At 54.6% G+C, this 13,089-nt stretch carries 13 protein-coding genes; 11 read left to right on the plus strand and 2 right to left on the minus strand.

Annotated features, from left to right (window positions below; genetic code table 11):
- The first annotated feature begins 54 nt into the window (after positions 1–54).
- From PCI15_RS22585 to PCI15_RS22635, 11 genes are all read left to right on the plus strand, one after another.
- Complete coding sequence (locus PCI15_RS22585; RefSeq protein ID WP_271272120.1) at positions 55–1,173, plus strand: extracellular solute-binding protein; 1,119 nt, start codon at positions 55–57, stop codon at positions 1,171–1,173.
- Positions 1,174–1,230: 57 nt separating this feature from the next.
- Positions 1,231–1,362 carry a hypothetical protein gene (locus PCI15_RS22590; protein WP_271272121.1) on the plus strand — a complete coding sequence of 44 codons (132 nt, stop codon included), beginning with the start codon at positions 1,231–1,233 and terminating at the stop codon, positions 1,360–1,362.
- Positions 1,359–2,537: an ABC transporter ATP-binding protein gene (locus PCI15_RS22595; RefSeq protein ID WP_271272122.1), complete on the plus strand. Its 1,179-nt coding sequence runs from the start codon at positions 1,359–1,361 to the stop codon at positions 2,535–2,537. The genes PCI15_RS22590 and PCI15_RS22595 overlap by 4 nt, the downstream gene beginning before the upstream one ends.
- 47 nt (positions 2,538–2,584) lie before the next feature.
- On the plus strand, positions 2,585–3,496 hold the full coding sequence (locus tag PCI15_RS22600; protein WP_271274637.1) for an ABC transporter permease subunit: 912 nt from the start codon (positions 2,585–2,587) through the stop codon (positions 3,494–3,496).
- Entirely contained in the window at positions 3,496–4,314 is an 819-nt protein-coding gene (locus tag PCI15_RS22605) for an ABC transporter permease subunit (protein WP_271270992.1), read from the plus strand. The genes PCI15_RS22600 and PCI15_RS22605 overlap by 1 nt, the downstream gene beginning before the upstream one ends.
- 169 nt (positions 4,315–4,483) lie before the next feature.
- Positions 4,484–5,215: a glutamine amidotransferase-related protein gene (locus tag PCI15_RS22610; RefSeq protein ID WP_271272123.1), complete on the plus strand. Its 732-nt coding sequence runs from the start codon at positions 4,484–4,486 to the stop codon at positions 5,213–5,215.
- Between the two features lie 444 nt (positions 5,216–5,659).
- On the plus strand, positions 5,660–6,991 hold the full coding sequence (locus PCI15_RS22615) for an extracellular solute-binding protein (protein WP_271272124.1): 1,332 nt from the start codon (positions 5,660–5,662) through the stop codon (positions 6,989–6,991).
- 103 nt (positions 6,992–7,094) lie between these two features.
- Positions 7,095–7,970, plus strand: a complete 876-nt coding sequence (locus PCI15_RS22620) for an ABC transporter permease subunit (protein WP_271272125.1) — start codon at positions 7,095–7,097, stop codon at positions 7,968–7,970.
- Positions 7,971–7,989: 19 nt separating this feature from the next.
- Entirely contained in the window at positions 7,990–8,859 is an 870-nt protein-coding gene (locus PCI15_RS22625; protein WP_271272126.1) for an ABC transporter permease subunit, read from the plus strand.
- A gap of 47 nt (positions 8,860–8,906) precedes the next feature.
- Positions 8,907–9,989 (plus strand): ABC transporter ATP-binding protein, encoded by a 1,083-nt coding sequence (locus PCI15_RS22630; RefSeq protein ID WP_271272127.1) that lies wholly within the window; start codon positions 8,907–8,909, stop codon positions 9,987–9,989.
- Position 9,990: 1 nt separating this feature from the next.
- The gene (locus tag PCI15_RS22635; protein ID WP_271272128.1) at positions 9,991–11,043 is read left to right on the plus strand and encodes an endonuclease/exonuclease/phosphatase family protein; all 1,053 of its coding nucleotides are present in this window, start codon (positions 9,991–9,993) and stop codon (positions 11,041–11,043) included.
- A 135-nt stretch (positions 11,044–11,178) separates the two neighbouring features.
- Here the strand turns inward: PCI15_RS22635 and PCI15_RS22640 are convergent, their stop codons facing one another.
- Both PCI15_RS22640 and PCI15_RS22645 read right to left on the minus strand, forming a co-directional pair.
- Positions 11,179–12,189, minus strand: coding sequence for an Ldh family oxidoreductase (locus PCI15_RS22640; RefSeq protein WP_271272129.1), 1,011 nt, complete (start codon positions 12,187–12,189; stop codon positions 11,179–11,181).
- A 141-nt stretch (positions 12,190–12,330) separates the two neighbouring features.
- On the minus strand, positions 12,331–13,083 hold the full coding sequence (locus PCI15_RS22645; protein ID WP_271272130.1) for a DUF3726 domain-containing protein: 753 nt from the start codon (positions 13,081–13,083) through the stop codon (positions 12,331–12,333).
- Positions 13,084–13,089 lie beyond the last annotated feature (6 nt).

The raw sequence follows: 13,089 nt of genomic DNA on the forward strand, positions 1-13,089 counted from the left end.
TACCTCACCGCGGCAACCGGATGTTAAACAACAATAAAAAAGAGGTTACACAAAATGATCGACGTTTCCGCTTCCCGTACCACTCTGGCCACCGCTGTTGCCCTGAGCACCGCTCTGGCCATGCCGGCATCCGCCAGCGAAGAAAGCCTGAAGTTCTACAACTGGTCGGACTACATTGCCGGTGACACCATCGACAACTTCCAGAAAGAAGCTGGCTTTGATGTTACCTACGACGTATTCGACAGCAATGAAGTACTGGAAGCCAAGCTGATGGCCGGCGGTTCAGGGTTTGACCTGGTCGTGCCCGGCTCACAGTTTCTGGGACGTCAGATCACCGCCGGCGTTTTCCAGCCGTTAGATAAATCCAAACTGAGTAACTACGCCAACCTTGATGAAGGCCTGATGAAGGTGCTGACCGAAGTTGACCCGGATAACAAATACGCGGTTCCGTACCTGTGGGGCACCACCGGCATCGGCTACAACGTTGAACAGGTAAAAGCCGCGCTGGGCGAAGACGCCCCGGTGGACAGCCTGGATCTGGTTTTCAAACCGGAAAACATGGAAAAGCTCGCCAAGTGCGGCGTGGCCTTCCTGGATGCACCGGGTGAAATCGTGCCGATTGCCCAGAATTATGTGGGTAAAAACCCAAACAGTTTTGATAAAAAGGATTACAGCAAAGACTCCGCCGCGGGCAAACTGCTGAAATCTGTTCGCCCTTACATCACCTACTTCCATTCTTCCCAGTACATCAACGATCTGGCCAACGGTGATATCTGTGTCGCCATCGGCTGGTCCGGCGACGTTCTGCAGGCCGCAGCCCGCGCTGAAGAAAGCAACAACGGTGTAACCGTGGCCTATAGCATTCCGAAAGAAGGTACGGCGGTATGGTTCGATATGCTGGCCATTCCGGCTGACGCTAAAAACACCGACAAAGCCCACGAAATGCTCAACTACCTGCTGCGCCCTGAAGTAATTGCCGGTATTTCCAACTACGTGGCGTACGCCAACGCCAACAAGGCATCCACCAGCCTGATTGATGAAGCCATCGTTAATGATGAAACCATCTACCCGCCGGAAGACGTGAAGCAGAACCTGTTCTCACTGAAAGTACTGCCGAAGAAAATCGACCGGGTCCTGACCCGTCTGTGGACGGACGTAAAAGCCAACCGCTAATCGCCGTCGGTTGCCGGCAGCCCCCGCTGCCGGTGACACGCCAATGGATAAACCTTTGTGATGACCGCAACCGGCAGACATGACAAAGGTTTATCCATTAACCGTGAGAAGCTGGCACTGCACCGGCCCAGCGCCCGCCGTGCCATGATCATCAATAATTATAAGACGTCATCGGAGGCCTCCCCATGACACACGCGCAACGCATCGATACCGACGGCACTGAACAGCCGAATGCCACCCCGGCGGATCAGATACCCGCCTGGAAACAGGACGGCGCCCAGCCATTTCTGCGGATTGAAAACATCACCAAGAAGTTTGGTGACTTTACCGCCGTGGATAACATCTCGCTGGATATCTATAAGAACGAACTGTTTTGTCTGCTGGGCGGCTCCGGCTCCGGGAAAAGTACCCTGTTGCGCATGCTGGCAGGCTTTGAAGCACCGACCTCCGGTAAGATCATTATCGACGGCGTGGACATGTCCGGCATTCAGCCGTGGAAACGCCCGGTGAATATGATGTTCCAGTCTTATGCCCTGTTCCCGCATCTGAGCGTGGAAGAGAACGTCGCCTTTGGCCTCAAGCGTGAAGGCGTGCCCCGGGCAGAAGTGAAAGACCGGGTGGCACAGATGCTGGAGCTGGTACAGATGGGCCATCTGAATAAGCGTAAGCCTCATCAGTTGTCCGGCGGTCAGCGCCAGCGGATCGCCCTGGCCCGCTCCCTGATCAAGCAGCCTAAGCTGTTATTGCTGGATGAACCTTTAGGCGCACTGGATAAAAAGCTCCGGGAAGAAACCCAGTTTGAGCTGATCAACATCCAGGAAAAACTTGGCGTCACCTTCGTGGTGGTCACCCACGACCAGGAAGAGGCGATGACCCTGTCGACCCGGATCGGCGTGATGGATCAGGGCAAGATCGTCCAGACCGCAGAACCCCACGATGTCTACGAATACCCGAGCAACCGCTTCGTCGCGGAGTTCATCGGTTCGGTGAATATGTTTGAAGGCCGGGTCATTGAAGATGAACCGGACAGCGTACGGATTCACTCTAAAGAAGCCGGCGGTGAGCTTTATGTCAATCATGGCATCAGCTGTTCGCCGAACCAGAAAGTGCATGTGGCACTGCGCCCGGAGAAGATCAAGGTCAGCCGCCGCAAACCGGATCAGGACGTTAACTGCATCGTCGGCACCATCGAAGAAATTGCCTACATGGGCAGCATGTCCGTGTTCCGTATTCGCCTGCCCAGCGGTAAGGAAGTCCGTATTACCCAGCCAAACCTGTCCCGTAACATGGGCGAACGCTTCACCTGGGAAGATCAGGTCTATATGTCCTGGGATGCCGACAGCAGCGTGGTATTAACCTCATGAACGCCCCGGTTTCCCTGAATATCCCCGGCCAGAAGCCGGCGTCAGGTATGGGGCGCCTGATCTATGCATTACGTCACCTGAGTCTCGGCCGCTGGACGGTTATCTCACTGCCAAGCCTGTGGCTGGCCATCTTCTTTTTCGTGCCGTTTCTGGTGGTGTTCAAAATCTCCCTGGCGGAGCCGACCATCTCGATTCCGCCGTACAGCTCCCTGCTGGAGTGGGACCCGGAAGAGTCCTTTGCCACCCTGAAGCTGAACCTGGGTAACTACCTTTACCTGTTTGAAGACGCCTTCTATCTGGAAGCCTATTTAAGCTCGATCCGCATTGCTGCGGTATCGACCTTCTTTACCTTACTGGTGGCCTTCCCGATGGCGTACCTGATCGCCCGCAGCAAATCCACCACCCGGATTTTACTGCTGTCGCTGGTGATCCTGCCATTCTGGACCTCCTTCCTGTTGCGGGTATACGCCTGGATGGGCTTCCTGAAAAAGAACGGCCTGATCAACGAATTTCTGTTGTCTTTTGGCATCATCGATCAGCCGCTGACCATGCTGCAGACCGACTTTGCCGTCTACATCGGCATCGTTTATACCTATCTGCCATTCATGGTGCTGCCACTGTACACCGCGCTGGAAAAAATGGATCTGACCCTGCTGGAAGCGGCGGAAGATCTGGGCGGACGCCCGCTGCAGAACTTCTTCCTCATTACCCTGCCACAGGCGGTACCGGGCATCATTGCCGGCTGCTTACTGGTGTTCATTCCGGCGGTAGGTGAGTACGTGATTCCGGCATTGCTGGGCGGCTCCGATACCCTGATGATCGGTAAGGTGCTGTGGGACGAGTTCTTCCTCAACCGCGACTGGCCGATGGCAAGTGCCGTAGCGACCGTGATGCTGATCGTGCTGGTCCTGCCGATCATGCTGATCCGAAACACTAAAGCCGGGAAGGAGCTAGCCTGATGCAACAACGTAAATCACTGTTCCTGAACACCAGCGCGACCCTGGGATTTATCTTCCTGTACGCGCCGATCATTGCGCTGATCGTTTACAGTTTCAACAAATCCAAACTGGTCACCGTGTGGGGGGGCTGGTCGCTGAAATGGTACAGCGCGCTGTTTAACAACGAGCAGATCATGACCGCCGCCTGGCTGAGTCTGAAAGTTGCCTTCCTCAGTGCCACCATCGCGGTGGTGCTGGGTACCCTGGCGGGCTTCGTGCTGTCGCGGATGGGCCGCTTTCCGGGCAAGCTGGTCCTGTCCGGCTGGATCACCGCGCCGCTGGTGATGCCGGAAGTCATTACCGGTCTCTCCCTGTTGCTGCTGTTTGTGGCGATGGAAGGGGCCTTTGGCTGGCCGTCAGGCCGGGGCATCGGCACCATCATCATTGCCCACAGTACTTTCTGTCTGGCCTATGTGGCGGTGATCGTGCAGTCACGTTTATCTGCCATGGATGAATCGCTGGAAGAAGCCGCGATGGACCTGGGGGCCAAGCCGTTCAGCCTGTTCTTCCTGGTGACCTTGCCGCTGATCTCCCCGGCGATCATCTCCGGCTGGCTGCTGTCGTTCACCCTGTCGCTGGATGATCTGGTGATCGCCAGCTTCGTCTCCGGCCCGGGTAACAGTACGCTGCCTATGGTGATCTTCTCCAAGGTGCGCTTAGGTGTGACGCCGGAAGTGAACGCCCTGGCGACCATCATGATCGGCATTGTGGCGCTGGGTGTGGTCGGGGCTATCTGGCAGATGCGCCGCCAGAACCGAATGATGAACCGGATCGATTAATGCCATTCGCCGCCGTGCCGGTCATAACCGGGCGGCGGCGAAAAACAGATCAGCAGTGGGGATAACGCTGTTAACCCTCAGTGACTGATTATAAAATAACCACATATATCAGGTGCGCCCGAAACCGCACCGGAACAATTTGCAGTTAACTCTTCAGTAAAGGCTTTTTATGAAAGTTGGTATTCTCGCCGCCGGTATCACACCGGAGGAATTACAGGCTCAGTTCGGTACCTATGCCGATATGTTCGTACAGCTGTTCAACACCGCTGAATATGAATTTGAGTATGATATTTATGACGTTCGCGAAGACGTATTCCCTGTCGGCCCCGAAGTGTGCGACAGCTGGATCATCACCGGCTCCAAATCCGGCGTCTACGAGAATCAGGAATGGATGCAACGCCTGAAAACCCTGATCATAGAGATCCACCGACAGCAGAAACCCTTACTGGGGATCTGTTTTGGCCATCAGATAATCGCAGAAGCTTTTGGCGGCAAAGTCATTAAGTTCAACGGCGAATGGGGCCTTGGCCTGCAAACCTATCAACTGGTGAGCGACAGCCCGTATATTCCTGCAGAAGTAGCCGGCAAACCCTTTACCATTAACGCGGTTCATCAGGATCAGGTCGTCGAAAAGCCAGCTAACGCCGACGTATTCGCCAGCTCTGATTTCTGCCAGTATGCAGGCCTGCTGTACGGTGACCGTATCATGACCTTCCAGGGTCACCCGGAATTCACCATGGCGTTTGAAGATGCACTGCTGACATTCCGCGACGGTGACGGCATCCCCCACGAACATGCACAGAAAGGGCTGGAATCTCTGGCCGCTGAAAACGCCAGCATCGATTCTGCTGAAGTGTCCCACTGGATGGCCAACGTCCTGTTGCAGCGCCCGGCAAACTGAGCCAGCCAGCTATTCTCTTGTGAGAAACAAAAAGCCTGTGCACTGCACGGGCTTTTTTATTGACGGCGCCCTCAACCTGTTACTTTCCAACGTTCAGACCCGCCACCAGCGTTCCCTGCAAACTGAATGTTCGTTTATTTTCGGTCGCCCGCCATTCTGTTAAGAACTTCACTTTATCAGTATTCCACGCCCTGTCAGACAGGCCTCTATAGCACGACTGACCCGCAACAAAACCGTCACAACAACTTAACCTGGTACACAAACCCACAGACGACAGGGCCTCCGGACCGGATAAAGTATGGCTGTAACCGCACAGCAACCAAAGTGAAAAGAAACGCGCACAAAACTGTCACATTTTCGGTTTTTAATGTCTGCAACCGAAACATTTTCGCTTCTTTCTTTTTCCGGGTTCTTCTGACGAACCACCTATTTGCGGAGTTATACATGTTAAATACACATTTCAAAAAGGCGCTGAGCGCGGCAGTACTGAGCACAGCAGCAGCCGGTTCTGCACAGGCGGCAACTGAAATTTCCTGGTGGCACGCGATGGGTGGCCAGTTAGGTGAAACGGTTAACACCATTTCTAAAGACTTCAATGCCAGCCAGAGCAGCTGTGTCATCAAGCCGACTTACAAAGGCTCATACGAAGAAGCTATGACCGCCGGTATCGCCGCGTTCCGCGCCAGGCAGTCACCGAACATCATCCAGATTTTCGATGCCGGCGCAGCCACCATCATCAACGCGCCGGGAGCCGCCTATCCGGTGGCTGACCTGCTGAGAGAAAACGGCCAGACCTTTGATTCTCAGGACTACATTGCCGGTGTTCGTAACTTTTATGCTGATGCTGAAGGCAAAATGATCGGCATGCCGTTCAACGCCTCAACGCCGGTGCTGTATTACAACAAAGCACTGCTGGAAAAGGCCGGTGTAAAACCACCGAAGACCTGGGAAGAATTCGAAGCCATTGCGCCGAAGCTGAAAGACGCCGGTGTGATCGCCCTGTCGCAGTCACACACGCCATGGATCTTCTCCGAAAACTTCCATTCCCGTCATAACCTGCAGCTGTCCGATGCAAACAACGGGTTCAGCGGTGTTGCTACTGAAATTAAGTACAACAACCCTGAAATGATCAGGCACTTCGACAAAATGAAGTCATGGAAAGATAACGGCTGGTACGGTTATTACGGTTCTAACTGGGGCGATAACCGTACCCCGTTCGAGAAAAAAGAAGTGGCAATGTGGCTGGGATCTTCCGGCTCATTCGGTGGCCTGAAAACCACCGCCAAGTTTGATTTCGGTACCACTTACCTGCCCTACTGGAACAGCATCACCCAGGGTAAGGAATACAACACCTTTATCGGTGGCGCAGCCCTGTTCGCATTCTCCGGTAAAGATAAAGCGCAGAATACCTGTACAGCTGACTTCTTCGCCTATATGAGCGCACCGAAGACACAGGTTTTCTGGCACAAAGAAACCGGTTATGTGCCGATTACCAAAGCAGCTTATGAAGCGGCTCAGGCAGAAGGCTATTACAACCGGGAGCCAAGTGCCGAAGTGGGTATTCAGCAGCTGAGCCTGCCAGGCGGCGAATGGACCAAGGGCTACCGTCTGGGCTTCTACGTACAGATCCGCGATGTCATGAAGCGTGAGTACGACAAGCTGTTCAACGGCGACATTGACGCGGCTCAGGCATTTAGCACCATTGAAGCAGAAGGCGACAAGCTGCTCGGCAAATTTGCCAAAACACTGGGTAAGCAGAACGTTGCCAAAAATTAAGCCGACCCCTTAGTGATACCCCGGCCGGGTGCTGATGCTGTCAGCACCCGGCTGCTGTTTCTGCACCCCGGCGTGCGTACTTCCAGCTTTTGTCGTATCCGTTATGAAAAAACAACAGTTTCAACATTCAGCTCTGCCCTACTTTCTGATTGCCCCGCAGTTGCTGATTATTCTGATTTTCTTTGTCTGGCCAGCCCTGCAGTCCGTGCAGCTGAGCCTGTATCTTGAAGATCCCTGGGGGCTAAGCAGCACCTTTGTCGGCCTGGATAATTATACTGATGCTCTGAGCAGTGATTATTACCACCAGTCGGCCCTGTTTACGCTGATTTTTTCCAGTGCCGTTACTTTTTTCTCACTGGCGCTGGCACTGTTACTTGCGGTCAAGGCTGACAAGGTCATCCATGCGCAAACCAGTTATAAAATCCTGCTTATCTGGCCCTATGCGGTTGCACCGGCAGTCGCCGGGCTGATCGGTATTTTCCTGTTCGACTCCCACGTTGGCCCCCTGTATCACCTGCTGAATCAGCTGTGGGCCTTTGATCATAAGCTCGACCCCACCGATGCGACGCTGGCGCTGATTCTGATGTCGGTATGGAAGCAGATCAGCATCAACTTTGTGTACTTTCTGGCGGGTCTGCAGAGCATCCCCAGAGCCGTCAAAGAAGCCGCCGCCATTGATTGCCAGAGCAGTTTTAAGCGCTTCTGGAGCATTGATTTTCCGTTGCTGGCGCCGACCACCTTCTTCCTGCTGGTGATCAATATCACGTACGCCTTTTTTGAGACCTTCGGCATCATCGACACCCTGACCCGCGGTGCCCCCGGCGGTGAAACCACCAGCCTGGTGTACAAGGTTTACCGGGACGGTTTTATCGGTGCTGATCTGGGGGGCAGTTCAGCCCAGTCCGTGATTCTGATGGTGTTTGTCATGGCGCTGACGGTTGTCCAGTTCCGTTTCATCGAACGCAAAATTCACTACTGAGCCGCGGAGAATTACTGCTATGCGTACCAAGGTTTCTTTCCTCGATCACGGCATTCTCTGGGCCGGAGTCATCTTCCTGCTGATGCCTCTGTGGATCGCCTTTGCCTCTTCCACCCATACCGCTGAATACATCGCCAATGAAGGGGTGCAGTTCTGGTTTGGGGATAACTTTATTAACACCTATTCAGGGTTACTCAACGGCACCTCGAGTATTTTTCTGGAAAAAGGTGACAACAATGTCACCGGCACCGGCGCCTGGATAATGCTGAAAAACTCACTGATTCTGGGCTTTGGCTTTGCCATCGGTAAGATCATTTTTTCAATGCTGGCGGCCTATGCGATTGTCTATTTTCGCTTTCCGCTGGCGAACCTGTTTTTCTGGATTATCTTCGCCTCACTGTTGCTTCCTCTGGAGGTGCGGATTATTCCGTCCTACGAAATTGTCGCCAGCATGGGGTTAGTGAACACCTACACCGGACTGATTCTGCCACTGATTGCATCCGCCACCGCCACCTTCTTTTTCCGTCAGTTTTACCTGTCGGTACCGGAAGAGCTGATCGAAGCCGCCCGGCTGGATAACGCAGGCCCCGTACGTTTCTTTCTGGATATTCTGCTGCCGCTGTCCAAAACCATGATCGCGGCGATTTTTATCATCATGTTTGTGGTGGGCTGGAATCAGTACCTGTGGCCCATTCTGATGACCACCGACAGCAGTTTTAACACCCTGCTGCTGGGCATCAAGAATATCGTCAACGTCATTGATGAAGGCAAGATCCCCGCTTACAACCGGGTGTTTGCCCTTTCGGTACTGGCCGTTACGCCCCCGGTTCTGATCGTGATCTTTTTCCAGCGCTGGTTCATTAAAGGTCTGGTTGAAACCGAAAAATAACCTGCACAGTGTTTATAACGCTGCGACGGCAGCGGGAGATATACAAGATGTCACAGTTAAGCCTGAGTAATATCAGCAAAGTTTATTCAAATGGCTATCACGCCATCGACAATGCCAGTGTGGAAATTGAAACCGGGGAGTTCGTGGTATTTGTCGGCCCCTCCGGCTGCGGTAAGTCGACGCTGTTACGGATGATCGCCGGCCTGGAAGATGTTTCCGGTGGCGAAATCACCCTTGCCGGCCAGCGGGTCAATGACCTTGACCCTGCCAGCCGGGATATCGCCATGGTATTCCAGAACTACGCGCTCTACCCGCATATGACCGTGTATAAGAATCTGGCCTACGGCCTGATCAACCGGAAAATCGACAAGACTGAAATCGACCGTCGGGTTCAGGATGCCGCCAGCATGCTGCAACTGAGCGAATATCTGGACCGTAAACCGAACCAGCTATCCGGCGGACAGCGCCAGCGGGTTGCCATGGGCCGGGCCATTGTCCGTGAACCCAAGGCATTTCTGTTCGATGAACCCCTGTCTAATCTGGATGCCAAGCTGCGCAATAAAATGCGCCTGGAAATCAAAAGCCTGCAACGGCGGCTGGGAATCACCTCTGTATACGTCACCCATGATCAGGTGGAAGCCATGACCATGGCCGATAAAATCGTCGTAATTAACCGGGGTAATATTGAGCAGATTGGCACCCCCCACGAGATTTATCACAACCCGAACAGCCTGTTTGTTGCGACCTTCATGGGGGCACCGGCAATGAATATTCTGCCGGTACGGATCAGCAACCAACAGTTACATCTGTGCGACGATCAGATCATCAGCTATCCGCACGACTGCAGTTACGGCGAGTATCAGTTAGGCATTCGCCCGGAGGCCCTGAACATTGTTGACCCGGGCACCCCTGACGCATTCAGTGTGACGGTCAGCATTGTTGAGGATCTGGGCGCCCAGCGGGTCATTCACTGCCAGCTCTGTACGGAACACATCACCCTGACAACGCCCCTGACCAGTATCCGTTCCGGCCAGACCCTGCACCTGCAGGCAGATCCTGACCTGATGTATCTGTTTACCCCTGCCGGTGAACGGGTGCTGACCCGGCAGGTTCAGGAACAGGCTGCCTGATATGCTGTGTGAAACCCTTGTTGAGCAGTTAACCCCGGTTACTCAGGCAACCCGGGATCAGATGCAGGCATCCGCAGCCAATAACACAGGTGCCGACCCCTGTGACTTACATCAAAACTGGATGGCAGATACACCCTGTATGCACCAGTTGGAACAGGGGGCTGCAACCGGCACGGATGATCTGCTGAACAGCCATGTGCGGGTGGCAGCCTGGAATATGGAGCGTTGTCTGGATCCGTCGGGCAGTGCCCGCCTGCTGCAGTCACACCGGCCGGATGTCATTCTGCTGTCAGAAATGGACGCGGGCATGGCCCGCAGCGGTCAGCGGCACACGACTCAGGCGCTGGCACAGCAGTTAGGAATGCACTACCTCTACGGGGTTGAATTCGTGGAGCTGGAGTTAGGCTGTGACACTGAAAGACAGCTGGCCAGCGACGACTTCAATGCCCTTGGATGGCACGGCAACGCCATTCTCAGCCGGGTTCCCTTTACCCGGGCGGCGATGCTGCGGCTGGATGACCATGGCCACTGGTTTGCCGGAAAATCGGTCGGCGGTGTATTCGGCCAGCCCCGCGTTGGAGGGCGCATGGCTATTCTGGCGGAAATCGCTACAGAGAGCGGCCCGGTCACCTTTGTCAGTACCCACCTTGAAAGTGATGCAGGTGCAGACAGCGCCGGTGTACGGAACAGCCAGCTACTCAGCCTGATTGATATCGCTGAACATTTCGCTGATTGTAATACTCGGGAGAACCTGTCGCCGATCATTATCGGCGGTGATCTGAATACCGGAAATAATCTGCCCGACGGGCTGGACTGGCAGGCTGAAACCCTGTTTGCCAGCGCCGAAGCCCGGGGTTATCACTGGCAGGCAAACCCACCGGGTATGACCACCCGGCCATCACGCATTACCCTGGAAAATGCCGCGCCGAAAAAGCTCGACTGGTTTTGTGCCCGGGATGTTCAGGCGGATAACGGCCAGATCATTGCAGCACTGGACAGCAGCGGTATACCCCTGTCAGACCATGAACTGATTGTGGCAGACTGGCAACTTTAAGCTGCCAGCACGCTGCTCATTACTGAATGGTCAACGTCCTGTGAGAGTGCCTGGCAAGCTGAGCCGGCGACTCGCCTTTCTCTGAAAAACAAAAAGCCCGTGCAATGCACGGGCTTTTTTATGCTTAACGGCTTGTCATTCTGACAAGGCTGCAATCTTATCCAGCAGATCCTGTGGCACTTCTACGCCATCCCGCTCGTGCTGTTCCCGTAACTGCTGACGGCGCTCGCCCGGAATACGGACGTCGTTGTCATCGGTCAGCGCAGTAAACATTGTTTCCAGATGCTGCAGATACCCTTCGCTGTAAAAGTCCGGGTTGAAGGCGATGATGGTCTGGCCCACGTTTGGTGGCCCACCGTCATTAGTAGAGAACATAGACGCTTCATAGGAGCAGTTACTGCCCGTCAGGGCACCGCCCATCAGGTCAACAATCAATCCCAGACCAAAGCCTTTTGGCCCGCCTACCGGTAGCTGAGCACCTTTCAGGGCGGCCGCGGCATCAGTGGTCGGGTTGCCGTCGGCATCAATGGCATGACCCGGTTCAATCGGCTGGCCGGCGTTAGCGGCTTTAACAATGTTCACCCGGGCGGTAGAGGCCGTGGCCATATCGACAACCACCGGAGGCTGCGGCTCTCCGGAGGCGCTTTGCCGTGGCGAACCAAAGGCAAAGGGATTGGTGCCGAAGAAAGGCACCTTACCACCATGGGCCGCCACCGCTTTAGAGGAGTTGGCAAACATCAGGGAGACCAGCCCACGCTGCGCCAGCCGGCGCACGAACCAGCCCAGCACACCGGCGGAGTAAGACTGCTGAATCGCCAGCATGCCAACCCCTTCACGGCGGGTGGTTTCGATCAGTTGTTCTTCAGCGTGCAGGTAGGCGGTATGGCAAAAACCATGACGGGCATTTACCAGCGTTGCCGCAGCGGTCTGCTTTACCACTTCGGGTTTGGCGTCGCCAATAACCTTGCCGCATTTCAGATGATTCAGGTAAAGATGGATATATCCCAGGCCGACGTTACGAATCCCTTCGGCTTCTGCATCCATCAGTTCAAGTGCTACCGCAGTGGCATGTTCTTCATTAGCACCACAGCGGCGCAGTGCGTCAAAACTCAGCTGACGAATGTCTTCCAGTGATAAAACCGGCATATATTTTCTCTCCTGTCGTTCAATTCCGGAACCTCGGCACAAAACCACGCCTGAAGTGATCACGCAATAAACCGGCTTTCGCCGGTTTTATCACGTATTTTCCAGGCGGTCAGCCCTGTGCAAAAGTCATAATCTGTTGGCTTATGCGCCGGCCCCCTGACGTGAGCTTTCGCTGTTTTCTACCAGTACCGCATTACCGATATCATTGATACTGGCCCACAGCTGCGCATCAATATGAATGCCCTGATCCAGCGCAAGCCGGCCGTTTTCTTCCAGTTGTGCCGGGGTCAGCTCCAGCAAACCTTTGCCCTGGCGCTGATTACGCAGTGACGAGGTCAGGTTCAGCTGCCGGGTGCAGAGCAATGTCAGGCTCTGGTGCTCAACGGCTTCACCCTGTGCTTCAGGGGACAATTCAACCCGGGCGTAATTCGGGTAGCTGTCGCCGGCCCTGATCGCCGCAGTATGTTCGGTAATAACGTCTGAGCCATTCTGCCAGTAGGCAACGGCACTCAGGCCCCGGCGACCACAGTCAGCCAGTGCTTTCATCACAAACATACGGTTATGGCAGTTATGCAGTGTCAGGGTGGCAATCCCCGCATGACGGGCTTTAACCTGCACCAGATCAACCGCGGCGGCCACACAGTTCAGGGCGCTGCGACCGGTACATTCAAGCACCAGCGATGAAGCATCTTCATAGCTGACCTGGCTGCCGGGTTTTACCTGATCGGTTTCCAGAAATGGCAGCGAACGGTACAGTTCATCCAGCCCCTTACAGCCATGTTGTTCCAGCCAGACAATGGCATTGGCGGCATCTTCATACTGGCCAACGCTGTAACCGTTTGCTTCAAAGCAACGGCGCAACGCGGCACTCAGTTCATTCAGTGATACGTACATGGCAGC

Origin of the sequence: Aliamphritea hakodatensis, assembly GCF_024347195.1 — a bacterium.
Lineage (GTDB): Bacteria > Pseudomonadota > Gammaproteobacteria > Pseudomonadales > Balneatricaceae > Amphritea > Amphritea hakodatensis.

Coding starts and splice junctions, on each gene's coding strand:
- PCI15_RS22585 (WP_271272120.1), top strand. CDS start 55: ATGATCGACGTTTCCGCTTCCCGTACCACTCTGGCCACCGCTGTTGCC.
- PCI15_RS22595 (WP_271272122.1), top strand. CDS start 1,359: ATGACACACGCGCAACGCATCGATACCGACGGCACTGAACAGCCGAAT.
- PCI15_RS22600 (WP_271274637.1), top strand. CDS start 2,585: ATGGGGCGCCTGATCTATGCATTACGTCACCTGAGTCTCGGCCGCTGG.
- PCI15_RS22605 (WP_271270992.1), top strand. CDS start 3,496: ATGCAACAACGTAAATCACTGTTCCTGAACACCAGCGCGACCCTGGGA.
- PCI15_RS22610 (WP_271272123.1), top strand. CDS start 4,484: ATGAAAGTTGGTATTCTCGCCGCCGGTATCACACCGGAGGAATTACAG.
- PCI15_RS22615 (WP_271272124.1), top strand. CDS start 5,660: ATGTTAAATACACATTTCAAAAAGGCGCTGAGCGCGGCAGTACTGAGC.
- PCI15_RS22620 (WP_271272125.1), top strand. CDS start 7,095: ATGAAAAAACAACAGTTTCAACATTCAGCTCTGCCCTACTTTCTGATT.
- PCI15_RS22625 (WP_271272126.1), top strand. CDS start 7,990: ATGCGTACCAAGGTTTCTTTCCTCGATCACGGCATTCTCTGGGCCGGA.
- PCI15_RS22630 (WP_271272127.1), top strand. CDS start 8,907: ATGTCACAGTTAAGCCTGAGTAATATCAGCAAAGTTTATTCAAATGGC.
- PCI15_RS22635 (WP_271272128.1), top strand. CDS start 9,991: ATGCTGTGTGAAACCCTTGTTGAGCAGTTAACCCCGGTTACTCAGGCA.
- PCI15_RS22640 (WP_271272129.1), bottom strand. CDS start 12,189: ATGCCGGTTTTATCACTGGAAGACATTCGTCAGCTGAGTTTTGACGCA.
- PCI15_RS22645 (WP_271272130.1), bottom strand. CDS start 13,083: ATGTACGTATCACTGAATGAACTGAGTGCCGCGTTGCGCCGTTGCTTT.